The sequence below is a fragment of the Neisseria sp. HMSC15G01 genome, assembly GCF_001808255.1.
GTDB lineage: Bacteria > Pseudomonadota > Gammaproteobacteria > Burkholderiales > Neisseriaceae > Neisseria > Neisseria subflava_A.
Genome location: NZ_KV792676.1, coordinates 74635 through 101274 on the forward strand (window position 1 = coordinate 74635; position 26640 = coordinate 101274).

Annotated in this window: 20 protein-coding genes and 4 pseudogenes; 5 read left to right on the top strand and 19 right to left on the bottom strand. The window is 52.7% G+C overall.

Annotated features, from left to right (window positions below; genetic code table 11):
- Positions 1-31: 31 nt before the first annotated feature.
- The 8 genes and pseudogenes from HMPREF3139_RS05375 to HMPREF3139_RS05410 all read right to left on the bottom strand — a co-directional run bounded on the left by HMPREF3139_RS05375 (position 32) and on the right by HMPREF3139_RS05410 (position 8575).
- Positions 32-796, bottom strand: a complete 765-nt coding sequence (locus HMPREF3139_RS05375; RefSeq protein ID WP_004519103.1) for an ABC transporter ATP-binding protein — start codon at positions 794-796, stop codon at positions 32-34.
- 10 nt (positions 797-806) lie between these two features.
- Complete coding sequence (locus HMPREF3139_RS05380) at positions 807-1853, bottom strand: FecCD family ABC transporter permease (protein ID WP_049332949.1); 1047 nt, start codon at positions 1851-1853, stop codon at positions 807-809.
- Between the two features lie 117 nt (positions 1854-1970).
- A pseudogene (locus HMPREF3139_RS05385) lies at positions 1971-3087 on the bottom strand (ABC transporter substrate-binding protein).
- Between the two features lie 710 nt (positions 3088-3797).
- The gene (ptsP, locus tag HMPREF3139_RS05390; protein ID WP_070461078.1) at positions 3798-5561 is read right to left on the bottom strand and encodes a phosphoenolpyruvate--protein phosphotransferase; all 1764 of its coding nucleotides are present in this window, start codon (positions 5559-5561) and stop codon (positions 3798-3800) included.
- Positions 5561-5830 (bottom strand): HPr family phosphocarrier protein, encoded by a 270-nt coding sequence (locus HMPREF3139_RS05395; RefSeq protein ID WP_003683718.1) that lies wholly within the window; start codon positions 5828-5830, stop codon positions 5561-5563. Before HMPREF3139_RS05395 ends, ptsP begins: the two co-directional genes overlap by 1 nt.
- 49 nt (positions 5831-5879) lie before the next feature.
- Positions 5880-6308 (bottom strand): PTS sugar transporter subunit IIA, encoded by a 429-nt coding sequence (locus tag HMPREF3139_RS05400; RefSeq protein WP_070461080.1) that lies wholly within the window; start codon positions 6306-6308, stop codon positions 5880-5882.
- A 58-nt stretch (positions 6309-6366) separates the two neighbouring features.
- Positions 6367-6930 carry a hypoxanthine-guanine phosphoribosyltransferase gene (locus HMPREF3139_RS05405; protein WP_070461082.1) on the bottom strand — a complete coding sequence of 188 codons (564 nt, stop codon included), beginning with the start codon at positions 6928-6930 and terminating at the stop codon, positions 6367-6369.
- Between the two features lie 115 nt (positions 6931-7045).
- Positions 7046-8575: an ABC transporter permease gene (locus HMPREF3139_RS05410; protein WP_070461084.1), complete on the bottom strand. Its 1530-nt coding sequence runs from the start codon at positions 8573-8575 to the stop codon at positions 7046-7048.
- A 233-nt stretch (positions 8576-8808) separates the two neighbouring features.
- Here HMPREF3139_RS05410 and HMPREF3139_RS05420 point away from each other — a divergent pair, with 233 nt between their 5' ends.
- A complete protein-coding gene (locus HMPREF3139_RS05420) occupies positions 8809-9339 on the top strand; it encodes a cytochrome b (protein WP_083290050.1) in 531 nt (176 codons plus the stop codon).
- 157 nt (positions 9340-9496) lie between these two features.
- Positions 9497-10498 carry a 4-hydroxythreonine-4-phosphate dehydrogenase PdxA gene (pdxA, locus tag HMPREF3139_RS05425; RefSeq protein ID WP_070461088.1) on the top strand — a complete coding sequence of 334 codons (1002 nt, stop codon included), beginning with the start codon at positions 9497-9499 and terminating at the stop codon, positions 10496-10498.
- 191 nt (positions 10499-10689) lie between these two features.
- Here the strand turns inward: pdxA and HMPREF3139_RS05430 are convergent, their stop codons facing one another.
- From HMPREF3139_RS05430 to galE, 10 genes and pseudogenes are all read right to left on the bottom strand, one after another.
- A complete protein-coding gene (locus tag HMPREF3139_RS05430; RefSeq protein ID WP_070461090.1) occupies positions 10690-11685 on the bottom strand; it encodes a S49 family peptidase in 996 nt (331 codons plus the stop codon).
- 54 nt (positions 11686-11739) lie between these two features.
- A complete protein-coding gene (locus HMPREF3139_RS05435) occupies positions 11740-12762 on the bottom strand; it encodes a lysozyme inhibitor LprI family protein (RefSeq protein WP_070461092.1) in 1023 nt (340 codons plus the stop codon).
- A 105-nt stretch (positions 12763-12867) separates the two neighbouring features.
- Positions 12868-14082: a sodium/glutamate symporter gene (gene gltS / locus HMPREF3139_RS05440; RefSeq protein WP_070461095.1), complete on the bottom strand. Its 1215-nt coding sequence runs from the start codon at positions 14080-14082 to the stop codon at positions 12868-12870.
- A gap of 217 nt (positions 14083-14299) precedes the next feature.
- Positions 14300-15706: a tetratricopeptide repeat protein gene (locus HMPREF3139_RS05445; RefSeq protein ID WP_070461098.1), complete on the bottom strand. Its 1407-nt coding sequence runs from the start codon at positions 15704-15706 to the stop codon at positions 14300-14302.
- Between the two features lie 368 nt (positions 15707-16074).
- Positions 16075-16758: pseudogene (locus tag HMPREF3139_RS10890) on the bottom strand (capsule polysaccharide modification protein); the annotation flags it as partial.
- A 24-nt stretch (positions 16759-16782) separates the two neighbouring features.
- Positions 16783-18746 (bottom strand): annotated as a pseudogene (locus HMPREF3139_RS05450) (capsular polysaccharide biosynthesis protein); the annotation flags it as partial.
- A 25-nt stretch (positions 18747-18771) separates the two neighbouring features.
- Positions 18772-19311 (bottom strand): dTDP-4-dehydrorhamnose 3,5-epimerase, encoded by a 540-nt coding sequence (rfbC, locus tag HMPREF3139_RS05455; protein ID WP_070461113.1) that lies wholly within the window; start codon positions 19309-19311, stop codon positions 18772-18774.
- A 53-nt stretch (positions 19312-19364) separates the two neighbouring features.
- The gene (rfbA, locus tag HMPREF3139_RS05460) at positions 19365-20231 is read right to left on the bottom strand and encodes a glucose-1-phosphate thymidylyltransferase RfbA (protein WP_049332928.1); all 867 of its coding nucleotides are present in this window, start codon (positions 20229-20231) and stop codon (positions 19365-19367) included.
- Positions 20232-20304: 73 nt separating this feature from the next.
- A complete protein-coding gene (gene rfbB, locus HMPREF3139_RS05465) occupies positions 20305-21372 on the bottom strand; it encodes a dTDP-glucose 4,6-dehydratase (RefSeq protein ID WP_070461100.1) in 1068 nt (355 codons plus the stop codon).
- A 116-nt stretch (positions 21373-21488) separates the two neighbouring features.
- Positions 21489-22505, bottom strand: coding sequence for a UDP-glucose 4-epimerase GalE (gene galE / locus HMPREF3139_RS05470; protein ID WP_003747972.1), 1017 nt, complete (start codon positions 22503-22505; stop codon positions 21489-21491).
- Between the two features lie 129 nt (positions 22506-22634).
- Here galE and HMPREF3139_RS05475 point away from each other — a divergent pair, with 129 nt between their 5' ends.
- The 3 genes from HMPREF3139_RS05475 to HMPREF3139_RS05490 all read left to right on the top strand — a co-directional run bounded on the left by HMPREF3139_RS05475 (position 22635) and on the right by HMPREF3139_RS05490 (position 26280).
- Complete coding sequence (locus HMPREF3139_RS05475) at positions 22635-24908, top strand: Tex family protein (RefSeq protein WP_070461102.1); 2274 nt, start codon at positions 22635-22637, stop codon at positions 24906-24908.
- A 636-nt stretch (positions 24909-25544) separates the two neighbouring features.
- Positions 25545-25892: a hypothetical protein gene (locus HMPREF3139_RS05485; RefSeq protein WP_039861883.1), complete on the top strand. Its 348-nt coding sequence runs from the start codon at positions 25545-25547 to the stop codon at positions 25890-25892.
- Between the two features lie 46 nt (positions 25893-25938).
- A complete protein-coding gene (locus tag HMPREF3139_RS05490; protein ID WP_070461105.1) occupies positions 25939-26280 on the top strand; it encodes a hypothetical protein in 342 nt (113 codons plus the stop codon).
- Positions 26281-26337: 57 nt separating this feature from the next.
- On the opposite strand, the pseudogene HMPREF3139_RS05495 reads toward HMPREF3139_RS05490, so the two are convergent.
- Positions 26338-26610 (bottom strand): annotated as a pseudogene (locus tag HMPREF3139_RS05495) (LysR substrate-binding domain-containing protein); the annotation flags it as partial.
- Positions 26611-26640 lie beyond the last annotated feature (30 nt).

Below are 26640 nucleotides of genomic sequence, written 5' to 3' on the forward strand. Positions count from 1 at the left end.
TGGGGCTGGTTTCTTGGTGGCAGATTCCCAGCTAGGATTGCCGCATCGGGCGGATAACGGGCAGGCCTTTGCTGTCGTACAAAAGCTCGATGTCCACTTTATACAGCCTGCCTATCATGTCCGCCTGCAACACGTCCTGCGGCGCGCCCTGCGCCTGTACTTTGCCTTCACCAAGCAGAATCACGCCGTCTGAAAACTGCGCGGCGAGGCTCAAATCGTGCAACACCATCAGCGTAACCAGATTGTGTTCGTGCGTGTATTGCACCACGCGCTCCAAAAGATTGAGCTGATGGTGCATATCCAGCGCGCTGACCGGTTCGTCCAGCATCAGGATTTCGGGGCGGCGCAGCATGACTTGGGCAAACATCACGAGCTGCCGCTGTCCGCCGGAAAGCCGCATGACGTCGCGGTGCGCCAGATGGCCGATACCCAGCTCCGCCATGATACTTGCGGCTTCGTGCAGCAGTTCGTCGCCGACGTGCATGTGCAGCGCGTCCATGCGGCCGAGCAACACGACTTCCAGCGCGGTCAGCGAGGCTTCGGCGGCGGTGTCCTGCGGCATATAGCCTATGCGTTTGCGCCAGCTTTGCAGGTGGATTTTGCTCAACACTTCGTCGCCGTAGCGGATGGTGCCTTTGTGCGCGACTTCGCCGAAAATCGTTTTCATCAGCGAGGATTTGCCCGTGCCGTTCGGGCCGAGCACGGAATAGACTTTGCCTTGTTCCAGCGTCAAATCGATATTGTCGGCGACCACATAATCGCCGCGCCGGATGTGTACGTTTTCAAGTTTCAACATTTCAGACGGCCTATCGTTTCGTTAATACAATCCAGAAGAAGAACGGCACGCCGACAAACGACGTAACAATCCCCACCGGAAACAGCGCGCCGGGGATAATCACCTTGGACAACACGCTGGCCACCGACAGAAACGCCGCCCCTGCCAGCATCGCGCCGGGCAGGAAGAAACGTTGGTCTTCGCCCAAAAGAATCCGCGCCACATGCGGCGCAACCAGTCCGATAAAGCCGATGACGCCGACAAAACTGATGGCCGTTGCCGTCATTACCGCCACCAACACCAGCGTTTTCAGACGCAAAAATTGCAGATTGATGCCCAGCCCGACGGCGCGTTCTTCGCCCAAGCGCAGCGCAGTCAGCTTCCACACATCGCGCGAAAGCAGAAACACGCATACCGCCGTAACCGCCGCCGTAACGATGACTGTTTCCCAAGTCGCCTTGGTCAGGCTGCCGAACAGCCAAAACAGAATCTGCTGCGAAATCTCAGGCGCGGCGATAAATTGAATCAGCGACAAAATCGACTGAAACAGGAACAACAGCGCAATCCCCACCAACACCAACATCGCCGAATTGAAGCGGCGCGCTGAGGCAAACAGAAACAAGATGCCCGAAGCCAGCATGGTCATCACAAACGCACCGATGGGGACGGCGACCGTTTCAGGCAGCCCGAAACCGCCGAACGCAATCACCGCCGACGCGCCCAAACCTGCCGCCGCAGCCAAGCCCAGCGTATAAGGGCTGGCCATCGGGTTGTTCAAGAGCGTTTGAATTTCCGCACCGCCGACACCTAAAGCCGCGCCGACCACCAACGCCATCACCGCAATCGGCAGGCGCAAATCCATCACAATCAGGCGGTTCATTTCATCGACTTCGGGTTTGCCCAGCAAAACATTGACCACTTCGCCGACGGGCAGCGTGTCCGTCATCGCAGGGCCGGTGGCGATGTCGAATAGGAAACTGACCGCCGCGATGACTAAAAACATCAACACAATCAACCAACGCTTGCCTTCCAACTTGCGCTGGTTTTTCACAATCTCGGCGACAACCGAATCATTCATGTTTCAAACCTTTAAAAAAGAGTGTTGTGAAAGGGGAGAAACAGGTTTGCCTTTTTCTTCCGCAAAAATTTCAGACGGCCTTCCGATTTTAAAGGCCGTCTGAAAATCTAAATTACCTTATTGTCCTTTCGGATAGAGGTAGAATGTGCCGTTCGGTACGACGGGCAGGTTTTGGCGGTAGAAGTCCAAATAGGTTTTTTCAGGGTTGAAATCCTTAAACAACTGCGGATAAATCGCTTTGGCCATAAACTGAATCGATGCGCTGTCGGACAGCGTGCGCGAGTTGGCGTGGTAGGCGGCATAGAGGCGGTTGTTTTTAATCGCAGGCAGGTTGGCCCAGCCGGCGCGTTTGGCAAAGCCTGCCAAGCGGTTTTTCCGCTTCGGCTTTTGGAATGCCCCAGCCCATCACCATGGCGGCAGGGTTTTTCTTCAATTCGGTTTCGCGGCCGGTAATCACGATCACGTCGGGTTTGGCGGCGAGGACTTTTTCAGGATTGATCGGGCCGTAGAATTCGACCGAAGAAGCGGCGATATTGTTGCCGCCGACCAGTGTCGCCATCGAACCCCACATGCTCTTGCCGAAGGTAACGCTGTGTTCGGCAGGGCCTTTGTTGCCGAACTCGATATAGACTTTAGGCTTGGGCCGGTTGGCTTTTTTCACGCGCGCCTGGATGGTGTCGGCGATGCGTTTGTAGTCTGCCGCCAGTTTGTCGGCTTTTTGCTGCTGGCCGGTCAGCGTGCCGATGAGCTTGGTCGATTGAACGTGTTTGGCCACTGTTTGCGCGTTGTAATCCAACACGACGATGGGGATGCCGGCTTTGTTGATGCGGTCGAGATCGGAACCCAAAGCCTTGTATTGCCATTCGGCCAAAACCAGCAAATCGGGTTTCAGCGCCAATACTTTCTCAATCGAGAACGTGCCGACTTCCACTTCGCCCACGTCGGTCAGCTGATTCAGTTTAGGCACGGCTTTGCTGAATGCCGCCCAGCTTGGCGGCGCCCAGTCGGCCCAAACTGCTTTGGAAAAACCAACGACGTTGTCCAGCGCGGTTTTGCCGCCGATGGCCATGTAGTCTTGGTAGTAGAAGCCCAACACCACGCGCTTGGCAGGCAGGTCGACAGTTACCTTACGGCCGAGGATATCGGTCAGCTGAACCGGTTTGGCAAAAGCGGATACGGAGCCGACTGATAAAGCTGCGACGGCAATCAAAGCAGAAAGTTGCGTAAATCTCATGGATTATTCCTTTAAAATATGATGATAACCATTATCTTTTTATAAATTTACAAGGTATTGAATCTTTTTTCAAGTGAAACGAGTGAGTAGACATATTTCGAAATAAAAAGTTTCATCATTAAAACGAAGGGATAGTGTTGATATAGGGCTTGGGTGTACTGAAGACTTAGTGAAAAGGAATGATATGGTGTGTCTAAAGCCATAGTGGGCAGTAGCTGAAATGGATAGGTAAAGGGTTTTTTATTGCAACAAAATAAAAGGTATTCGGTTGAAAACAAGGCCGTCTGAAACCTTGCAATCAGGGTTCAGACGGCCTTTAGTGTAGGCATAAAAGTTTTATTTCACTTGCGCCCTATATTTTTCAGACGGCCTGTAAGCGGTGTTTGGGAAAAGTAAAAAAGGTTGGAGACCTTTGCAAAAATAGTCTGTTAACGAAATTTGACGCATAAAAATGCGCCAAAAAAATTCAATTGACTAAAACCTTCCTGATATTGAGCAAAAAATAGGAAAAATCAGAAAGGTTTTGCATTTTGAAAATGAGATTGAGCATAAAATTTTAGTAACCTATGTTATTGCAAAGGTCTCGGTTGGTTTTTGAAATGGCGAAATAGGAAAGGCTTGAGGGGAATCGGGTGTCAACCCAAAATGGGAAAAAATAAAAAGGGCGTGTTCAATACGCCCTTGTGTCGGTTTCGGATATTTTGCGAATTTCAGACGGCCTTGTCTTCGTTCTGCTCGCTTTGGTTGAGGATTTTAATCAGTTTCTCGGCTTTTTCCGGGTCTTCGCAGCGCAGGATTTTGGCAGCATCGTTTTCAAGATGGCCGGTGTGGCTGTGCAGGATGATGTTTTTAACCGAAAGCAGGTTGTTGGGGTTCATGGAGAATCGGCGCAAGCCCATGCCGAGCAATAGGCGGGTAAAGACGGTATCGCCGGCCATTTCGCCGCAGATGGAGACGCCTTTTTCCATGCGGTTGGCGGTGCGGATGATGTGTTGCAGCGTTTTGAGGACGGCAGGGTGGCCGGGTTGGTAGAGGTGGCTGACGCTGTCGTCGCCGCGGTCGACCGACAGGAGGTATTGAATCAGGTCGTTGGTGCCGATGGAAACGAAGTCGACGAGCTTGAGGATGCTGCCGACGGTCATGGCGGCGGACGGGATTTCGATCATGCAGCCGATGCTGACCGGGCCGAAGGTTTCGCCGCGTTCGGTCAGCTGGCGTTGGGCCGTGTCCAGATGGATAAGGCATTGGCGCACTTCGGAAATGGACGTAATCATCGGCCACATTATGCGCACGGGGCCGTGTGCGGCGGCGCGGAGGATAGCGCGCATTTGGGTGCGGAACATGACCGGCTCGGCGAGGCATAGGCGGATGCCGGTCAGGCCGAGTGCAGGGTTGAGGCTGCCGTTGGGTGTGCTGTTTTGGCCGAACCAGCGCGGATTTTTATCGACGCCCAAATCGACAGTGCGGATGGTGATGTTTTTGCCTTTGAGTTTTTTGACGATGCCGGCATAGACTTCGTATTGTTCGTCTTCGGTCGGCATGTTGTCGCGGTTGAGGTAGAGGAATTCGCTGCGGAACAGGCCGACGCCGTCTGCGCCGAAGTTGTGCAGGGCTTTGATGTCTTCGGCGGATTCGATGTTGGCGAGCAACTCAATGTTGATGCCGTCGGCCGTGGTGGCGGCGGTTTTTTTGATTTTGTTGAGTTCGCGCTTGTGGCTGCGGTATTCGCGGGCGAGGCGGCGGTATTCGTTGAGGACGACTTCGTCGGGATCGATGATGAGGACGCCGTTGATGCCGTCGACGATGACGATTTCGTTTTCGGTAATGAGTTTGCGGGCGTTATGCAGGCCGATGACGGACGGGATGTCGAGGCTGCGGCCCAAGATGGCGGTGTGGCTGGTCGGACCGCCGGCATCGGTTACGAAGGCGGTAATGTGCTGCTCTTTGAACAATACGGTATCGGCAGGCGAGAGGTCGTGCGCGATGAGGACGGTGTCGTCAAACAGGTTGCCGGCGAGGTTGATTTCGTTGCTTTGGCCGACAAGGTTGTTGTGGATGCGGCGGACGACTTGGAGCATGTCCTGTTTGCGTTCGCGCAGGTAGTCGTCGTCGATGCTGTCGAACTGGGCGGCGAGTTTGTCGCTTTGTTGTTTCAATGCCCATTCGGCGTTGATTTTCTGCTCGCGCAAAATGTCGATGGGTTCGCGCGAGAGGGTGACGTCGGTCAGCAGCATCAGGTGTAGGGAGATGAACGCGCCCAATTCGGTCGGGGCGTTTTCGGGAATCGCGCCGCGCAGCTGTTCCAATTCTTTGCGCGTGGCTTTGATGGCGTTGTCGAAACGGGCAACTTCGGCATCGAGTTTGTCAGGATCAATGTCGTATTGGGGGACTTCCGTTGTGCCGCGCGTGATGAGGTGGGCGTGGCCGATGGCAATGCCTTTGCCCGCGGCTACACCGTGTAGGACGATGCTCATTATTCGCCCTCGCCGAAGTAGTCGTTGATGAGGTCGGTCAATGCCTGCATGGCGGCGGCTTCGTCTGCGCCTTCTGTTTCCAGTTCAATCACGGTACCTTTGGCGGCGGCCAGCATCATCAGGCCCATGATGCTTTTACCGTTGACGCGGTTGCCGTTTTTGGTGACCCAGACTTCGCTTTGGAATTGGGAGGCGGTTTGGGTGAATTTGCTGGAAGCGCGCGCGTGCAGGCCGAGTTTGTTGATGATTTCGATTTCTTGTTTGAGCATGGATGTCCCCTAAATGTAATGTTCGTAAAGTGAATGTTTTCAGACGGCCTTAGCCGTGTTCTTTGCACACCAGGTCTTCAGGTGCGGATGTAATGGCGAAAATGCCCCGGATGGCGGCTTCTTTGACGGTTTCGGTGAAGTCGGAGAGGTTTTCGGCTTGTGATGAGTATTGGATGGCTTTAATCATCATCGGGGCGTTGAGGCCGGTCAGGATGGCGGATTTGTTTTCTCGCACCAACCGGCGTGCGGCGTTGCACGGGGTTGCGCCGAAGATGTCGGTCATGATCAGCACGCCGCGGTTGTCGGGAAATTCCTGTAATGCGGCGATGGCAGTGTTGATGATGTCATTTTGATCCTCATCGGGCTGTACGCCGAGGATGTGGAGATTTTCGGGGAAGCCGTTGGGAAAAAAATGGTCGGCCAAACCGCGATAGGCTTCACCTATGGTTTCATGTGTAATGATTAACAAACCTATCATGATGTGTTCCTATTATTGGGGTTGAGGCCGTCTGAAGATTTTTCAGACGGCCTTTGTTTTATTTATTGTTTAAGGCGTAGATTTCGCCGAGGTTGCGCCAACAGCCGGCGGCATCCATACCGTAACCGAAGACGTAGCGGTTGGGCACGTCCAAACCGACATAATCGGCTTTGGTCGGTTTTTCTTTGTCGATCAGTTTGTTGGCAAACACGGCCGCACGGCAGCTTGCCGCGCCCATTTTCAACAGTTTTTCCTGAATGGCGGCCATGGTGTGGCCTTCGTCTAAAATATCGTCCAAAACGACTACATGACGGCCTTTGATTTGCTCGGGGTCGGGCATGCGTTTCCAGTTGAACGCGCCGCCTGCGAGTTTGTCTCCGTAGCGGGAAACATGGACGTAGTCAAAGTCCAAAGGGAAGCGCAACAGCGGCAACAGCTGCCCTGTAAACACCACCGCACCACCCATCACAGGCAGGAGCAGGGGATATTTGCCGCCCAAGTCGCGGGTGATGTCGTCGGCAACTTTTTGCAAGGCCGCGCGGCATTGTTCTTGGTCAAACAGCAAGTCGGCATTGTCCAGCATGGCTTGGGTTTCAAGGCGTTTGGTTTCTAAATCGGTCATGATAGGGGCGTGTTGAGTGCGGTTAAAAACAAATTATATAGCGGATTCAATCAATTTTCGATACAAGGCGCGGCAATAGTGTGGTGAATGTGAAGGGAATTTAAGCAGATCATGTTCAGACGGCCTTTTGTCCTTCCGCTTCGTCCACCAGCAAAAACGCCGTCAAAGCCAAAGCGGTCAATAGCGCCGTCAACACCATCGCCCGTCCGTAATTGTCTGCACCGGCGCGTCCGAGATAATCGTAAATCAAAGTGGTCAGCGTCTGCCATTCGGGGCGAGACAGGAACAATGTGGCCGCAAATTCGCCGATACACGTTGCCGAAGCCAAAGTCAGGCCGCGCCTCAAGGCCGGTTTCAATAAAGGCGCGGTTACATAACAGGCCGTCTGAAAACCGTTTGCGCCCATGGTGCGCGCCGCTGCCGCGTAATCTTTGGGCAAACCGTCCCACGCGGCCAGTACGTCTTTGGCCACAAACGGATACGCCAACAGCGCGTAAGTCGCCGTCAGCAGCCATAGCGAAGCCGTCCACTGCGGATAGAGCAGCAAAACGCCGAACGCGATGCACACGGGTGACACCATAAACGGCAAAAACATCAGCGCGCGCAACCACACCATTTGCCGTGCTGCCGCCGCATACAGCATGCCCAAAACCGTCGCCGCCGCCACGGCTGCCGCAGAAAAACGGACGGTATTCCACACTGCCGCCCACGTTTGCGCTTCCAGCAAGACTGCCCACGAAGAGCCTGCCGATACCGCCTTGAGCCACACCGCCGCCAAAGGCAGCAGGCAGCATACTGCCAACATAACCAATACCGTTGCCGTCAGCCATTTTTCCCAAGCCCATATCGGCGCACGCGGAGGCAAAGGCGAGACCGACTTATCTACAGCCACGCGCCTGCTCCAATACGCATACAAACCGCCTGCCGCCGCCGTAGCCGCCAGCACCAGCCACACCAACACCGACGCACGCGCCATGTCCAACTCATACGCCACCAGCCGGTAGATTTCCACTTCCACCGTTGCAAAACGTTCGCCGCCGAGCAGCAAGGCCAGCCCGAAGCCTGAAAAACAATATAAAAACACCAGGCACGCACCACCGGCAACCCATGCGCGCACCACCGGCCATTCGACCCAGGCAAACCGCCGCCACGCGTCCGCGCCCAAAGATTGCGCCGACAGCAACCGCGCCTGCGGCACACGCACAAATCCCTGATACGCCGAGCGCACCAAAACCGGCAGGTTGAAAAACACATTGCCGTAAATCAGCAGCCACGGCGTATCCTGCCAACCTGCCGCCAGCATACCGTGTGCGCCAAACAAGGCCAGCACGCCCATGCCCGCCACCAAAGTCGGCATCACAAAAGGCAGCATCAGTAGGCGCAAAACCGTGCGCCGTCCGGCAAAGTCCATCCGCGCCAGCACCCACGCCGCAGGCACGCCCAAAGCCGTGACCAAGACGCAGGTCAAAACCGCCTGCGCCACTGTCCAGCCCAAGCGCAGGCGCATATAGTCATCAGCCACCACTTCCGCCCAAGCGCCTTCGCCGTCGTAAAACGCCAGCGACAGCAAAGGTGCGGCCACCATGACCGCCAAGAAACCCAAAGGCAGAAGCAACAGCGCAAACCGCCGAATCCAAACCTGCATCGATGCGTACCCGAGAATAAAAACGCCTATTTTAGCCCGAGTTCGGCATAGAAGGTGGTATTCCTGCCCTTGTTTTCAGACGGCCTGGGCAGTCTTACGGATAAAACCGCCATTTCTTCAAATTTTCCAAACATTTACGAAATCTCTTCAAAAAGGCAACATAATTGGTTGAGCATTTTTGTTACAATGCCGCCGATTCAAAAAACCAAACAAATCAAAAACAAGGAAACATTATGACCGCTACACGCCCACAAACCTACGATGCTGTCGCGCGCGCGTTGCACTGGCTGACCGTACTCGGTTTCATCGGCATCCTCTCCACCATTACCGTTTGGACCATCTACGATGGCGAAGAATGGGTCAAATCGCTCTTCGGCGTGCATAAATCCATCGGTTTCATCACGCTGTTGGTGATTGCCGTGCGCATTGTTTGGGCTTTGCTCAATGCGTCCAAACGTCCTGCCGCCGACAGCTTTGCTGCCAAAGCAGGCCACCTTGCCCTTTACGTCCTCATGCTTGCCGTTCCCGTTATCGGCATGATCCGCCAATATGGCGGCGGCCGCGGCCCTTTGAAAGTATTCGGTATCGAAGTGATGCAGGGTTCGCCTGAAAAAATCGAATGGATGTCTAATCTCGGCAATATGGCGCACGGCAAACTCGGTTGGCTGCTCTTCGCGCTTGTCGCCGGCCACATCGCCATGGTTATCGTCCACCGCATTCAAGGCCACGACGTTTTATACCGCATGATTGGCCGCCGTTCTTAAGTGTAAAATGATAAACAGCCAAGGCCGTCTGAAAACAGTTTGACCAAGCAAAAACTGTTTTCAGACGGCCTTTTTGTATTTGTGTTAATCTGAAAAAAGTAGGGCAGGCATTTTGCCTGACGTTGTCTAAATACTGTAAACCATACCGAGAAACACCATGACTGCTCCCATTCTCGCCATCACATCCGGCGAACCGGCCGGCATCGGCCCCGACATCTGCCTCGATTTGGCTTTCGCCGACTTTCCTTGCCGCCCCGTTGTTTTATGCGACAAAAACCTGTTGGCGCAAAGGGCCGAACAGCTCGGCAAATCCGTCATCCTGCGCGACTTCCAAGCCCAAGCGGCTGATCTGTTGCCCAAGGGCGAACTCGAAGTCCTGCATATTCCTTTAGATGCCGCGTGTCGGGCGGGCGAGCTCAATCCTGCCAATGCCGCGTATGTCCTCCGGCTGCTGGATACGGCGTATCAAGGCATTTCAGACGGCCTGTTTACCGGTATGGTTACCGCGCCGCTGCACAAAGGCATCATCAACGATGCCCACGCAGGCAACGGCTTTTTCAGCGGCCATACCGAATACCTCGCCGAAAAAAGCCATACCGAACAGGTCGTCATGATGTTGACCGGCGGCGGCCTGCGTGTGGCATTGGTCACCACTCATCTGCCGCTGAAAGATATTTCCGCCGCCATCACAAAGCCTTTAATCAAGTCGGTTGTCCGCATTCTTGAACACGACCTGCGCCATAAGTTCGGCATAGCCAAACCGGTCATCCTCGTTACCGGCCTCAATCCCCACGCGGGCGAAGGCGGCCATTTGGGACACGAAGAAATCGACACCATTATTCCGGCGCTTCATGCCCTGCAGGCCGAAGGCATAGACGCACGCGGCCCTTATCCGGCCGATACTGTGTTCCAACCCTTCCTGCTCAAAGATGCCGACGCCGTCCTCGCCATGTATCACGACCAAGGACTGCCGGTGCTCAAATACGCCGGTTTCGGCGAAGGTGTGAATATCACCCTCGGCTTGCCCTTTATCCGCACCTCCGTCGATCATGGCACGGCCTTGAACTTGGCAGGCACGGGCAAAGCCGATTCCGGCAGCCTGATTACCGCCGTCCGCGCCGCGCTTGATATGGCGCACAATATGCAGCAGGCCGTCTGAAGCGTGAAGGTTTAATCGTTCGCAGGCGTAATGTGTTCCTGTAACAGCATCATCAGGGAGCATCTGCCTGCCGATTTGATGAAGCCGATGGATGTTTGGACAATAATCAGCGTTTTATTTTAAAAATCATATAAAAAAGGCCGTCTGAAACCCCATATTTTGGGTTTCAGACGGCCTTTTAGTTTTTTGGTTTACCAAATTTCAGACAAAGTTTCTTTGACTTTGGCCTTCACTTCCGCACCGAAGCGACGGCTGAGCATTTTGCTGAAATCGTCTTGCGGCGTGTAGTTGACCAGCTCGGGGGCTTTGACAACATCGCGGGCAACGCTGTAAATGCTGCCGAAGTCGTCAATCAGGCCGACCTGTTTGGCTTCTTTGCCGGTGTAGATGCGTCCACTGAAAACATCGGGATACTGTTTGTCTTTCAACCTTGCACCGCGGCCGAGTTTGACGGCTTTGATAAATTCTTGGTGGATATCGCCCAACATGCTTTCCCAAATTTGGGTTTGTGCCGGGGTTTCAGGCGTGAAAGGGTCGCCCATACCTTTGTTGCTGCCGGCGGTTTTCAGACGGCGTTTGACACCGGCTTTGTCCATCAGGCCGGTAAAGTCGAAACCGCCGCCGATCACGCCGATGCTGCCGACAATACTGGAAGGGTCGGCGTAGATTTTGTCGGCTGCGGCGGCAATGTAGTAGCAGCCGGAAGCGCACATGTCTTCGGCAACGAGGTAGACAGGAATGTCTTTGTGTTCGGCTTTGAGGCGGCGGACTTCGTTAAAGGCCGTGTTGGACACGACAGGCGAACCGCCGGGGCTGTTGGCGCGGATGATGATGGCTTTGGCATTGCCGTTGTTGTAGGCGGCTTCCATGCTGTCGCGCAGGATTTGGACTTGGTCGTCGATGTCGTTGCCGATTTCGCCGGTCAGGTCGATAACGGCGGTGTGTTCGCCGCGGGCGTGGATGCTCGTGGTTTTTCCTTCTTCTTCCGCGAGGCCGAAGATCAGGCTGAGGAAGATGAGGACGGCGATGCCGCGCCAGATATTGCGCCAAATGCGGGCGCGGCGCTGTTCTTGGTAGGCGGCGAGGAGGACTTCGCGCAGGATGTTGCGCTCCCAGTTATCGACGGGTGTGGAGGCTGAAGATGGTGTGTTTTGGGCATCGCCTTCACGGTGGATTCGGTATTGCATGATGTGATGTGCTTTCTTGTGGGCCGTCTGAATGTTCAGACGGCCTTATCGGTTTTAGTTGATGGAATAGCCGCGCAGGTATTGTGTACGTTCGCGGGTCATGCGGGTTTCACACTGCAGGCGCAGGTATTCTGCTTGTGCGGCGCTGTCTGCGGAGGCGGCGGCTTGTTGGCAGTTGAGTTTTTTGCTTTGAATCCAGGCGCGTTGTTCGCCGAGGATTTGTTGTTTGACATCGCTGTCCATGCCGCCCCAGAGGTCGTTGATCTCGCCGTCTGCCTGACGGTTTTGCGCGCGCGCGTTGTCGAGTTCGCTTTGGCTGAGGCCGGGCGGTTCGTTGCGCGGAGTTTCACGGTCAGGACGCAGGACTTCGTAGTCTGAATCGTTGTCATCATCGGTCAAGCCGACGGCTTGGCTGGCGGCGTTGTTTTCAAGGATGTCTTGTGGATCAACAGTCGGCGGCTCTTCCGTATTTTGGTTTTGCAGCAGCTTGATGGCCTGCTCTTTGGATACTGGTTTGCCGTCTATCATGACGATGCTTTTCACGCCGTAGGGCAACAGGGTGGCGGAAAGGGTCTGGGCTGTGGTGCTCAGAGTGTTGTCTTCGAGAACCGGTTTGCCGTCTTTGTCGGGGGTGTAGAGCAGGGTGGTGCTGAACGTGTTATTTTCAAAAGTCAGGTTGCTGCCCATCAGTTTTTGTTCGAGCATGTCGGACAACGGGGTGTTGCCGTAAATCAGCGGGCTGTTGTCTATGGCCGTTTTGAGGATGTTGTCGGGGATGCGGATTTTGAGGTTGGCGCGGCAGATGGCTTTGCCGTTGTCTTCGGTTTCTTTGGGGTCTTCAAGCAGGGTTTCTAATTCGAGGCCGGCGGCGATGATTTTGTCGGCATCGACGAATTGGCGGTTGTCATTGCGGGCAAAGGAGCGCGCTTGTTGTTTGAGGGTGTCTTCGATGGTGGTACGGATGTTTTGCAGTGTGGCCGGTTGGGCGCAATCAAGCGCGGCTTTCGGCTCTTCTTTGCTGCATGCGGCAAGAAGAATCGTGCTTAAAATCAATACGGAAGCGGTTTTTTTGTACATGGGTACTCCTGAAGATGACGGCCTTTCAGACGGCCTGACGTGCCTATCATAACAAAAGCACTTGCAGCAAGTAAATGCGGCAAGTGCTTTTCTATGTTAGACGTATCAGCCTTTGATGACGCTGACAAAGCCGGAGAGGATGGCGGCGTTGAGCAAGTCAACGAAGAAGGCGCCGACCATAGGTACAATCAGGAAGGCTTTGTGCGACGGGCCGAAGGTTTGGGTCAGGGACTGCATGTTGGCAACGGCGGTCGGGGTGGCACCCAAACCGAAGCCGCAGTGGCCTGCTGCCAATACGGCAGAGTCGTAATCGCGACCCATGAAGACGTAGGTAACGAAAGTGGCGTACAGAATCATCACAACGGTTTGTACGGCCAAGATGATGGTCACAGGACCTGCCAGACCGGTCAACTCCCACAGTTTCAGATTCAGAAGAGCCATGGCAAGGAAGAGTGACAGGGAAGCATTGCCGAAGACGTCGATGGCGCGGTCAAACATATTGACTTTGAAGGCTGCGGTCAGGACGTTGCGGATGACCACACCAGCAAACAGACACCATACGAATTTAGGCAAGTCGAAGAAGGCTTTGTCGTAGCCATCCACGATTTCGGCAAATGCCAAACAGCCGGCAAACATAGCCAAGGTTTCGACAGCAGACTCGGCAGTAATCAGGCGGGTGCGCTGTGCTTGTTCGAAGATGTCGTCGGCAGCATCGTTGTCGTCGGATTTGGCAGTTTTGACGACAGGTTTACGGCCCAATTTGTTGATCAGACGGCGTGCAACAGGACCACCGATCAAACCGCCGAATACCAGGCCGAATGTTGCAGAAGCCATACCTAAGCCGGTTGCGCCGGTCAGGCCGAATTTGCTTTCAAAGTCAGGACCCCATGCACCGGCAGTACCGTGACCGCCGGTCAGGGTAATCGAACCGGTAATCAGGCCAATCAGCGGATCCAAGCCCAATGCGCTCGCCAAGCCGACACCGACGAAGTTTTGGACGATGATGAATGCACCCACCACGGCGGTAAAGATAACCAAAGGCAAACCGCCCGCTTTCAGACGGGAGAAGTCGGCGCTCAAACCGATGGATGTAAAGAAGATGAGCATGAACGCATCTTGCAGCGGTTTTTCAAATTTGAAGCTGACACCGTAGGCTTCGTGCAGGGCGAACAGGACGATAGCGGCAATCAAACCGCCGGCGACCGGCTCGGGAATATTGAAGTCTCTTAAGAATTTGATTTTTTGAACCAGAAATTTACCAACCAGCAACACGAGCGTGGCGGCAATCAGTGTGTAATAACTGTTGAATTCCCATTCCATGTTGTTTCACCTCCTAGAAATGTTTTTCCGAGCATCCGTTTTTGTTCCGGATGTAGTGTGTTTCAACGCTTGGCGTTATCCGCCGAGTGTCATGGTATTGATGCGCGGACAAGGTGTTTTCAGAAAGAAATGAAAACAATGACGTGTCCGTGAAAAATAACTGGCAAATATTAGGGGAATAGTTAAAGATTGTCAAAAAATGCGAGTGTAAATCTTTTCAGACGGCCTTTTGCCCGATGGTATGGTGCGCTTCGCGGCGCCATTGTTCTAATAGGGATGTTAAAGATTCAGCCGAAGTGTGGCCGTTGCTGATGGCGGCCTGCAGCCAGTAGCAGGCGGTCGGAACATGACAGCCGACACCTTGCCCGTGATAGTAAAAACAGGCGAGGTGGTATTGGGCGGAAGGATGGTTTTGTTCGGCAGCGATGGCGTACCAGTGTGCAGCCGCCCGAGGGTCTGGCGCTGTACCGAGGCCGTAATGGTAGATGCGGCCTAAGGCTGCCGCCGCGTTTTTATGGTGGAACTCGGCAGCTTCCATGTAATTCTTGCGCGCAGCATTGTAGTCGGCGGGACGGCCGATGGCGTGGGCTTGTGCTTCCGCCAAACGGTAGATGGTTTCGGTTTGTTGCTGTTGCAGGGCGGCTGTTTTGATTTGTTCGTATTGTTGCGGATGGTACAGCGCGGCGTCGCTGATGAGTTTTTGTGCGGCGGCGGCAGAACCCAGCGCGGCGGCCCGGTGGTAGTAATCATGCGCGATATGGTTGTCGGCTTTGATGCCGAGGCCGTAGCGGTAGAGGTCGCCCATGATTTTTAGGGCTTCAGGATAGTCTTTCTCGGCAGCGGCTTTGGCATAGTGCGCCGCTTGGAACGGGTCGCGTTCGGAAAGTTCGCCGGTCAGGGCGTATTGGGCCAGCTTGGCCTGTGCTTTCGCGTGTTCCTTATCGGCGGCACGACGATACCATTCTAAGGCTTCAGGTTTGTGTTGGGTGGCAAGAAGGTCGGCCAGCAGGGTTTGTGCGGCGATGTGGCCGGCTTGCGCGGCTTGTTCGAGATAATGTTCGGCTTGTCCGTGGTTTGGACTGACACCTGTGCCGTAGAAGTAGATTTGACCGAGTTGCCAGCAGGCGGCAGTCACGCCGAGCGCGGCCGCTTTTTCGTATTGTTCGATGGCTGTCGCAATGTCGCCTTGGCGTTGGTGATGGCGTGCCAGATGGTAATATGCAGGCGCGGCATATCGGGCGGTAGCAAGCTCCGCCCAGTAAAGGGATTGTGGATTGTTGCGCTGCGCGTGGTAACGCATGAGGATTAATTGGGCTTCAAGATGACCTTGCTCACCCAGCCAGGCGTAGTCGTTGAGAAGCTGTCCTGTTGGGGTACCGTTGTGTTCGCGTTGTTGCAGCAGGGTAAAGAGTGCCTTAGGATGGCGTTGGGCCGCGGCGGCTTCCAGCCATGGAAGTGCCTGCTCCGGATGACCATTTTGCAGCAGATGATTGCCCAATACAAAAGCAGCTTCCGTATAACCCTGCTCTGCGGCCTGTTGCAGCAGGGGCAGGGCTTGGGCGGTATTGGATTGTTCCAAAAGGGCGGCGGCTTGCCGGTAGAGGATATCAGGAGCGGCGGTCATGGTTTGCGGGCGGATATAAAGTGGAAGACGGATGCTGCGGCATATGGGCGGCGATACCGGTTGAGGGTTTTGTAAAAATATTGCTCGCCACAGTTTTGTAAAGTGTATTGCCTTGCTGGCTTATCTTTAGGATGTTTGGCTTGTTATATTGTTTTGCCTGGGAGTACATCCATATTTTGTGTGTTATTAAGGCCTCAGCTTGAGTTGGTATGCTTTTATGACATCTCAGTTATTATACTGTCTTTGTAATTTATTGTTAATGATAAATGCAGTTTTTATGTTTTATTTACATGGTAGTAGCTAAGATATTGTTTGCTTCAGGCCGTCTGAAATGTTTTTCAGACGGCCTGAACTTTTCCTTCACTAAGTCAGGTTGTCGGTGTGGAAGAGTCGGATGTGTTTTTGTGAGGAAAAAAGACCTTACTGTAGAAGTTACCGTTAATTTGGGTCACGTTGAGGTGGTACATTCGGTAGGCATGGAACAGCTCTTTATCAGGCGGTGTCGGATGATTCCAAAATTCTGCCAAGGTATTTTGGTCAGTAATGCCGGGAATATCATAATAGGCACGGCCGAGCACTTTGACAGGCATATTGTGAATCAGGCCGGACAGGCCGCTGGTGCTGTTGATGGTGACCATGCCGAGGCCATGGCGCAGGAAAGCGGGCAGGGGGACATCATGGACGTAAGTCACGCGGCCTTTGAGTTCGGGGTGTTCTTTGATAAAGCGTTTAATGTCGCGCCAGTAGTCGATAAAGCCGCGGTCCATCGGATGATGCTTGATGATGATGTTGGTATCGGCAGGCGCGTGCGCGGCGAATGAGCTCAAAACATGGAGCAGGAAGCTGCGGACGCTGGGAAAGTCGCAATGGATACGGACTTGGCTGTCGTTGAATACCTGCAGAGGAACAATAAAAAACTTGCCGTATTTGCCCGCCTCCACGCGTTTGGCGATTTGGATGTCTTCAATATAGTAGTTCAAACGCTTGAGGATGGAGAGCGACCACAGTTTGAGGTAATGGCCGGCATTGGATGCGCGGTGGTGGATGTAGTCGAGGTGGTGGATGTAGTCGGGGTAGTGGATGTAGTCGGGGTAGTGGATGAGCGTGCCGGCAATCAGCTGCCAAAGCTCAAGCCTGCGGCTGCGGCGTGGAATGGGCAGCAGATCTTGGGTAAGCCCCCAGCCTGCATAGAAAGGCAGGCCATAGCAGCTGACTTTTTTGCCGCGCAACAAGGCTTCAAAACCGGTCAGCGAAGTCATGGTATGTACTTCGTCTGCGTATTGGAGACAGGTCAGGATATCTGCTTGCTCGGCGGTTTGGTCGGCATATCGTGCCGTATCTTCAGGGGAAATATGGCCGATACGGTTATCGCTGACTACATCGGGATGCGGTTTGTAGATGATATAGGCATCGGGATTGCGTTCGCGTACGGTACGAAGCAGATCCAGATTGCGATAGATTCGGGGCGAACCGTAGCGGATAGACGCATCATCTTCAACCTGGCCGGGAACGAGGATCACGGTTTTGTCGGTTGATGGAGCGGTAAAGTCTGAGCTGTCGACGTTGTATTTGCTGATGTGGTTTTCGGTCAACATTTTTTGCAGCTTCAAGGCCGTCTGAAAGTCTTGATCGTCGAAGTTTTGGTTTTGCAGGATGTGTTCAAGACGGGACGGGATTTCGGCATTGAAATAAATGCCCATATCGTCGGTAACGAGCGACAGCGGCGGGACTAAATTAGAACCAAGCCCGACCGAGCGGATAAAGCCGTCTTCCATGCGCAGCAGGGGGATGTGGTGTTGTTCGGCAAAACGGACGATGGCCTCTTTACCGTTGCCCCAGGCAAGGATGCGTGCATCATCGGACAGTTTGACTCCGGCCAGTTTTTGGGTGGAGGAGATAAATTTCAGACGGCAAGAGGGTACGTTAAAGAATGGTTTGGCAACCGCGCGTTTCCACAAAGACATGCCGACACAATACAACTCGCCACGCAATTTGTCGTTTTTACGTTTGACCGTTGCCAGATAGTCGATGATATCAAAGAGGCTACCTGCTTCGCCGGTATTGGGGTTGAGGTAGCGGCTGTATTGCAGATAGGCCGCGGCGAAGAGCTGCAGCAAGTTGCGGGGGCGCGTCGTTGGGTTCGAACAAGGCTATCGATTTTAGGATGGCGGTCGTCGTTCACGCCCCATCCGGCATACCACGGCAGGCCGAAGGTGGTCAGCGGTTTGCCGCACAAAAGCGCCTCAAAACCCATTTGTGAGGTAACGCAATAAACCTTATCGACGTTTTGCAACAAAGAAATCGGATTGATGTCTTCTGCCAAAAGATGGACGCGGTGTTGCTGCGCCAGCCGGGTCAGATAGCCTTGTTTTTTGCCGCACAAAACATCGGGATGGGTTTTGACCCAGATATCGGCTTGCGGGTTTTCATTCAAGGCCGTCTGAAACATCAGTTCAAACGTAGAGGCGTCTGCGCCGCCATACTGGATGGCCATATCGCCGAAGGTTTGGTCGATGATGAGGACGGTTTCGGGCTTGGATGGGGAACGTAAAGGATGATCGTCTGAAAGTTCGGGCGCGTGGTTGTATTTGGATAGATGATGTCGCAGGATGAAATCCATCGCCTGCTGCGCCTGAGCCAAGGTTTCAGACGGCATGGTATCGGAGGCAAGAATCAGTTGTTCCAAACGAGAAGGACGTGTGGTGTCGTAGTAGATGCCGATGTCGTCATAGACGATGGAATAGGGCGGATAACCGGCGACACCCAGTCCGAGCGAGCGTAAAAAGCCGTCTTCCAACGCAATAAAGGGAAGCCGGTGTTCAGCGGCGAAAGTACGCGCTTTGTGTGTCGTCGGGCGCAAACCCCAGCCGACCACAGCCTCTGCTCCTTTTCCATCTTTGCAGATATGAAACTCAGGCAATAGGGTGGAGAGATGGGGGATTTTGCGGATGCCGCGAGAGGGAATGTAGGCGTTTTTCACAATGCGTTTTCGTCGATTATTGTTATTAATGGATTGTAGGCCGTCTGAAAAGAGGAGCATTCTTTCAGACGGCCTGAATTATTTTTTAAAACGTTACGGCTTCGCCCAATACTTTGCCTGCCAAGTCTTTAGGCGACAGGTTCGGCTCGCCTTGCAACGGCCAGTTGATGCCGACGGTCGGATCATTCCAAATCAGCGAGTGTTCGGCTTTGGGGTTGTAATAGTCTGTACATTTATAGACGAACTCGGCTTCATCGCTCAATACATAGAAGCCGTGAGCGAAACCTTCGGGTACCCACAGTTGGCGTTTGTTTTCTGCGGACAGAATTTCGCCTACCCATTTGCCGAAAGTGGGGGAGTCTTTACGCATATCGACGGCCACGTCGAATACTTCGCCGACAACCACGCGTACGAGTTTACCTTGTGTGTTTTCAGTTTGATAGTGCAGGCCGCGCAATACGCCTTTACTGGATTTGGAATGGTTTTCCTGCACGAAGGTGCGGTCGCAGATTTGGGTTTTGAACCACTCGTCGCGGAAGGTTTCCATAAAAAAGCCGCGCGAGTCGCCGAAGACTTGGGGCTCAAGCAGTTTTACGTCAGGAATGGCGGTATCAATGATGTTCATCGTTTTATCTTTCATCTAAAGGCCGTCTGAAAAGTTTCAGACGGCCTCAAACATTATTTTTTTAACAGGCGCAGCAAATATTGGCCGTATTGGTTTTTCGCCATCGGGCGCGCCAGCTCTTCCAGTTTTTCATCAGAAAGCCAACCGTTGCGCCAAGCGATTTCTTCCAGACAGGCGATTTGCAGGTCTTGGATGTTTTGCACGGTTTGGACGAATGAAGCGGCTTCGTGCAGGCTCTCGTGGGTGCCGGTGTCCAACCATGCGAAACCGCGTCCCAAAAGTTGTACCGACAATGAACCGTCTTCCAAATACATTTGGTTGAGGTCGGAGATTTCCAATTCGCCACGGGCGGACGGTTTGATTTGTTTGGCGAATTCGACGACGCGTTGATCGTAGAAGTACAAGCCGGTTACCGCCCAATCGGATTTGGGCTGTTGCGGTTTCTCTTCGATAGACAGGGCGTTGAAGTTTTCGTCAAATTCAACCACGCCGAAACGCTCGGGATCTTTAACCTGATAACCGAATACGGTTGCGCCGTGGGTCTTGGCGGCAGCCTGTTTCAATGTTTGCGTAAACGATTGGCCGTAGAAAATATTGTCGCCCAAAACCAAGCAAACATTGTCGTTGCCAATAAATTCTTCGCCGATGATAAATGCCTGTGCCAAGCCGTCCGGACTGGGTTGAACGGCATAGCTGATGGAAATGCCGAAATCGCTGCCGTCGCCAAGCAGGCGTTTGAAAGAGGCGTTGTCTTCGGGCGTGGTAATGACCAAAATATCGCGGATTCCTGCCAGCATCAATACGGACAGGGGATAGTAAATCATGGGCTTGTCGTACACGGGCAGCAGTTGTTTGGATACGCCGCGCGTGATGGGGTAGAGGCGAGTGCCGCTGCCGCCGGCAAGGATAATGCCTTTCATGGGTTTTCTCCTGAGTAGTGTGTGTTTGCATGATTTTCAGACGGCCTAATATGGGAACAGGCCGTCTGAAAACTTATTTTCCGGTGCCTAAACGCTCTAAACGATAGCTGCCGTTCAATACGTTTTGCCACCAGGTTTTGTTGTCCAAATACCATTGCACTGTTTTGCGGATGCCGGATTCGAATGTTTCCTGAGGTTTCCAGCCCAGCTCCCTGCCGATTTTGGCAGCATCGATGGCGTAGCGCATGTCATGGCCGGGGCGATCTTGTACGAAAGTAATCAAATCTTCATAACGCGCCACGCTGGCCGGTTTTTCAGGAACAAGCTCTTCCAGCAGGGCGCAGATGGTTTTGACGACTTCAATATTGGCTTTTTCATTGTGGCCGCCGATATTGTAGGTTTCGCCGACAACACCCTCGGTAACAACCTGATACAGTGCTCGTGCGTGGTCTTCGACAAACAGCCAGTCGCGGATTTGCATACCGTCGCCGTAAACGGGCAGTGGTTTGCCGTCGAGCGCGTTCAGAATCATCAAAGGAATGAGTTTTTCCGGAAAATGGTAGGGGCCGTAGTTGTTGGAGCAGTTGGTTACGATGGTCGGCAAACCGTAAGTACGCAACCATGCGCGGACGAGGTGGTCGCTGGACGCTTTAGAAGCAGAGTAGGGACTGGACGGCGCGTATGGCGTGGTCTCGGTAAACAAATCGTCTGTGCCGTGCAAATCGCCATAGACTTCATCGGTAGAAATATGGTGGAAACGGAAGGCTTCGCGCTTTTCAGACGGCATTTGTTGCCAGTAGGCTCGGGCCGCTTCAAGCAGATTGAATGTGCCGACGATATTGGTTTGGATAAACTCGCCTGCCGAATCAATAGAGCGGTCGACATGGCTTTCCGCAGCCAAGTGCATCACGGCATCAGGCTGGTGTTGTGCGAATACGCGGTCGAGTTCGGCGCGGTCGCAAATATCCACTTGTTCAAAAGCATAGCGAGGATTATTGGCTACCTCAGTCAAAGATTCCAAATTGCCGGCATAAGTCAGCTTATCGACATTGACGACAGAGTCTTGGGTGTTTGGGATAATATGACGGACAACGGCAGAACCGATAAAGCCCGCGCCGCCGGTAACAAGGATTTTTTTCATAAGTTTCAGAGGATAGTCAAAATAATATAAACGGATTATAGCAGACAGAAAGTGTGTTTTTCAGATAAAGAGGCCGTCTGAAAACATCTCTTTCAGACGGCCTGTATCAGTTCAACTTAATCGTCGTAGCCATTTGGATTGTTGCTGACCCAACGCCATGAGTCTTCCATCATCTGCGCCAAATCGCGCTTGGTTTCCCAACCGGTCTGCGCTTTGGTGTAGGCGGGATCGGCGTAGAAACAGGCCAAATCGCCATCGCGACGCGGTTTGATTTGGAACGGAATAGTCAAACCGGAGGCTGCCTCAAAGGCACGGATGATTTCCAATACCGAATAAGCACGTCCCGAACCCAAATTAAACAGGTGTACGCCCGACACATCGCTTTTCGCCTGCATGGCCGCCACATGGCCTTCCGCCAAATCCATCACATGGATATAGTCGCGCATACCCGTACCGTCTGGGGTAGGGTAGTCATCGCCGAAAACCGACAATTGCGGCAGCTTGCCTGAAGCCACTTGGCAGATATAAGGCAGCAGATTGTTTGGGATACCGTTTGGCTGCTCGCCGATCAAACCGCTTTCATGCGCACCGATAGGGTTGAAATAGCGCAACAAAATCACGCTCCAGCGCGGATCGGCCTTTTGGATATCCGTCAAAATGCGCTCCACCATAGACTTGGACGTACCGTAAGGGCTGGTCGTATCCCCCGGTTGCATATCTTCCGTATAAGGTACTTTACCCGGATCGCCGTAAACCGTAGCAGATGAGCTGAACACAATCTTAAATACGCCGGCACGCGCCATTTCTTCAGCCAAAACCAAGCTGCCCGACACATTGTTGTCGTAGTATTTCATTGGTTCGGCCACGCTTTCACCGACGGCCTTCAAGCCGGCAAAATGGATGACGGCATCAATATCGTGTTCTGCAAAGATTTGACGCAACACTTCACGATCACGGATATCCCCTTGATAAAAAGGCACAGACTTGCCGGTAATCTTTTCCAAGCGCGGGAGGATATTGGCAGACGAATTGCACAAATTGTCCAAAATCACAGCATTAAAGCCTGATTTCAGCAGGGAAACAACGGTATGGGAACCGATAAAGCCGGTACCGCCGGTGATAAGAATAGTCATTGGTTTTCCTTATACAGCATATGTTATCTTGTTTTGAATGAAGTGTATCAGTATTATCCTTTGTCTTCCCAAAAATTATCTTACGTTGTGCTGTCCTATCAATCGTTCAGATGGAATATGAAGGAATATATGAACATTACCCAAATTCTCTCCCAAGAACTCTCCGCCACTACCGCGCAAATCAATGCCGCCATTGAGCTTTTGGACGACGGCGCGACCGTACCCTTTATCGCGCGTTACCGTAAAGAAGCCACGGGTGGGCTGGACGATACGCAGCTGCGCCAGCTTGCCGAGCGGCTGCAATATCTGCGCGAATTGGAAGATCGCAAAGCCGTTGTTTTAAAAAGTATTGAAGAGCAAGGCAAGCTTTCAGACGACCTCAGGGCGCAAATCGAAGCTGCCGACAACAAAACCGCGCTGGAAGACCTGTATCTGCCCTATAAACCCAAACGCCGTACCAAAGCGCAAATCGCGCGTGAACACGGTTTGCAGCCGCTGGCGGACGTGTTGCTTACCGAGCAGCCGCAGGACGTGGAAGCCGCCGCGCAGGGCTACCTGAACGAAAACGTCCCCGACACCAAGGCCGCGCTGGACGGCGCGCGTGCGATTCTGATGGAGCAGTTTGCCGAAGACGCGGAACTCATCGGCACGCTGCGCGACAAGCTGTGGAACGAAGCCGAAATCCACGCGCAAGTCGTTGAAGGCAAAGAAACCGAAGGCGAAAAATTCAGCGATTATTTCGACCACCGCGAACCCATCCGCACCATGCCCAGCCACCGCGCGCTGGCGGTTTTGCGTGGCCGCAACGAAGGCGTGTTGAACATCGCGCTCAAATACCAGCCCGACGACACGCCGATTACGCAGCAAAGCGAATACGAGCAAATCATCGCCCGCCGTTTTAAGGTTTCAGACGGCCACAAATGGCTGCGCGACACCGTGCGCCTGACTTGGCGCGCGAAAATCTTTTTGTCGTTGGAGCTTGAAGCACTAAATCGTCTGAAAGAAGCCGCTGATACCGACGCGATTACCGTGTTCGCCCGCAATCTCAAAGACTTGCTGCTCGCCGCGCCCGCCGGACGGATAACTACTTTGGGTCTCGACCCCGGCTACCGCAACGGCGTGAAATGCGCCGTGGTGGACGACACGGGCAAGTTGCTGGATACGGTCATCGTCTATTTGCATCAAGAAAACAATATGTTGGCAACGCTGTCGCGCCTGATTAAACAACACGGCGTGAAACTCATCGCCATCGGCAACGGCACTGCCAGCCGCGAAACCGACAAAATCGCGGGCGAACTGGTGCGCGGAATGCCCGAAATGGGGCTGCACAAAATCGTCGTTTCCGAAGCCGGCGCATCGATTTATTCCGCGTCCGAACTGGCGGCGCGCGAGTTCCCCGACTTGGACGTTTCCCTGCGCGGCGCGGTGTCCATCGCCCGCAGGCTGCAAGACCCGCTCGCCGAGTTGGTCAAAATCGACCCCAAATCCATCGGCGTGGGGCAGTATCAGCACGACGTGAACCAAAGCCAGCTCGCCAAATCGCTGAATGCAGTGGTCGAAGACTGTGTGAACGCCGTCGGCGTGGATGTGAACACCGCCTCCGCCCCGCTCTTGGCGCGGATTTCCGGTTTGAATCAAACCCTTGCCCAAAATATTGTTGCCTACCGCGATGAAAACGGCGCGTTCGACAGCCGCAAAAAATTGCTGAAAGTACCGCGTTTGGGCGAAAAAACCTTCGAGCAGGCAGCAGGCTTTTTGCGGATTAACGGCGGCAAAGAGCCGTTGGACGCGAGCGCCGTCCACCCCGAAGCCTATCCTGTAGTTGCCAAAATGCTGGCGCAACAAGGCATTACCGCCGCCGAACTCATCGGCAACCGCGAGCGCGTGAAGCAAATCAAAGCGTCCGACTTTACCGACGAACGCTTCGGCCTGCCGACCATTCTGGACATCCTGTCCGAGCTGGAAAAACCCGGCCGCGACCCGCGCGGCGAGTTTCAGACGGCCTCATTCGCTGAAGGTATCCATGAAATCAGCGACTTGCAAGTCGGCATGATACTCGAAGGCGTGGTTTCCAACGTTGCCAACTTCGGCGCGTTCGTGGACATCGGCGTCCATCAGGACGGCTTGGTGCACATCTCCGCCCTGTCCAACAAGTTCGTCCAAGACCCGCGTGAAGTGGTGAAAGCCGGCGATGTGGTGAAAGTAAAAGTGCTGGAAGTCGATGCTGCGCGTAAACGCATTGCGCTGACTATGCGGTTGGATGACGAACTGGGTGGCACAGCCAAAGGCAACAGGCCGTCTGAAACCCGACATCAAGAACGCCGCGACCGCAAACCCCAACGCAACGACCGCGCCCCGACCAATTCGGCGATGGCGGATGCGTTTGCGAAGTTGAAGCGGTAAGGTAGAAAACCAATTAAAGGTCGTCTGAAAACTTTTCAGACAACTTTTGCCGGCATTTACAGTTGTAATGATACGTTTGTTTTAGTTAAATTCCGTTTATCTGAAATGGATTGTAGATTTTAGATGTAATGGTATTTTAATCAAAATTACAAGTTGAGTATCTGTTTAGTATTTTGTTATTGTTATGAAAGATTATTGGAAAACAGATATTGTTTTAGACTACTTTTGAATATTGGGTTTGTAACCCATTCTATATTTATTAAATTAATAAAAGATATTTCGGTTGAAATTTTAAAATATGGTAAAGATTTTTATATGTATTTTTTATTTTATCTTTATGATATGTTATTTTTTATTAGGTGGAATTTTATATGTATACAGGATAGAATATTATGATATTTTTATTATTTTTGTAAGAATTAATAAGTATATATTCTATGGTGGGGGGATCACTCTTTTTTTTCTTTCCTCTAGTGTAAAGTTTATTATTGGTAATATTACAGAGTCAAGTAAATTTTTTAAACAAATTAATATGATTTTTTATATTGTTCAGTATATTAATTTATTTATATTTTTTGCAATTTGTATTTCCGTTTTTTGGGTTGTGGTTTTTAGTTTAAAATTTGGAGTATGAGAATGCCAAACGCTGGATTTAGTTTTTTAAATATTGCACGCGAAAATGGATTAAGTACTGCTGATGCGATTCAAAATGCTAATAATATTCAGAAATATTTAGCCACGCCTGAAGCAGATAGAAATTCATTGGATGGCCTTGATGCTGCAATCGCAGCCTTATCTTTTGCCGCTACAAGTGCTGCTATGGGAGCTTCTGTAGCCAATGCAGGTCTCTCTGGTAATGCAAATGCAGCTGGTGCTATGTTGACGGGAGCTGCATATCAATTGAATGGGGCAGTTGCTTCAGCTTCTATGGCTGCAACTTATGCATATTTGAAGAGTAGTAGGTATCTTCAAATAAGCGTATAGTTCCAAATATCACAAATCCATCATCACAACCTTAGGAGTTCAAACCATGAAACCTGTTTTGTTTGCCGCGTTGATTTCCTGTTTCTCCGTTGCTGCATATGCGGCCTGTACCGACAGCCAGCAGCAGTGCGTGATTTATAAAAACGGCAACGTCGCGACAGAAGGCGGCTGTACGGTCAGCAAGTGCCAAAGTGCCGATGAGCAAGTGTTGAAATGGAAGCTGAAAAACGGCAAAGGCGTAACCGTGGAGATCGGTAAAAACGGTAAGGTTTTGGTGAACAAGAAACCGGGTGCGAAAGCGAACAACAGCAATGCGTCAGGCATGGGTTTGACATGCTATGCCGCCGATGCGGACAAACGCGAACAGTTTTGCTCAACCAATTATTGATTGGATTGTTGCTTTGATTAAAGGCCGTCTGAAAAGTGTTTCAGACGGCCTTGATGTTTATCCTTCCGATATTTTTTCATTGAGAAAGTCGATAAAGCTGCGCACTTTCGCACTGAGAAATGCCCTGTCGACATAGGTGGCGTTCAGTTGGTCTGTCCAGATGGTGTAATCGGGCAGGAGTTGGATCAATGTGCCGTCCTTCAATTCCTGCTGAACTGCCCAAAGGGGCTGATAGCCTATGCCTGCTCCTGCTTTAATCAGCTCGCGTATCATCAGTGTGTTGTCGCTGCGGATAACCGGGGAGAGATGGAGAATGGCTTTTTCTCCGGTGTGGTTTGGCCGCTGACTTGTCCTTCGTCA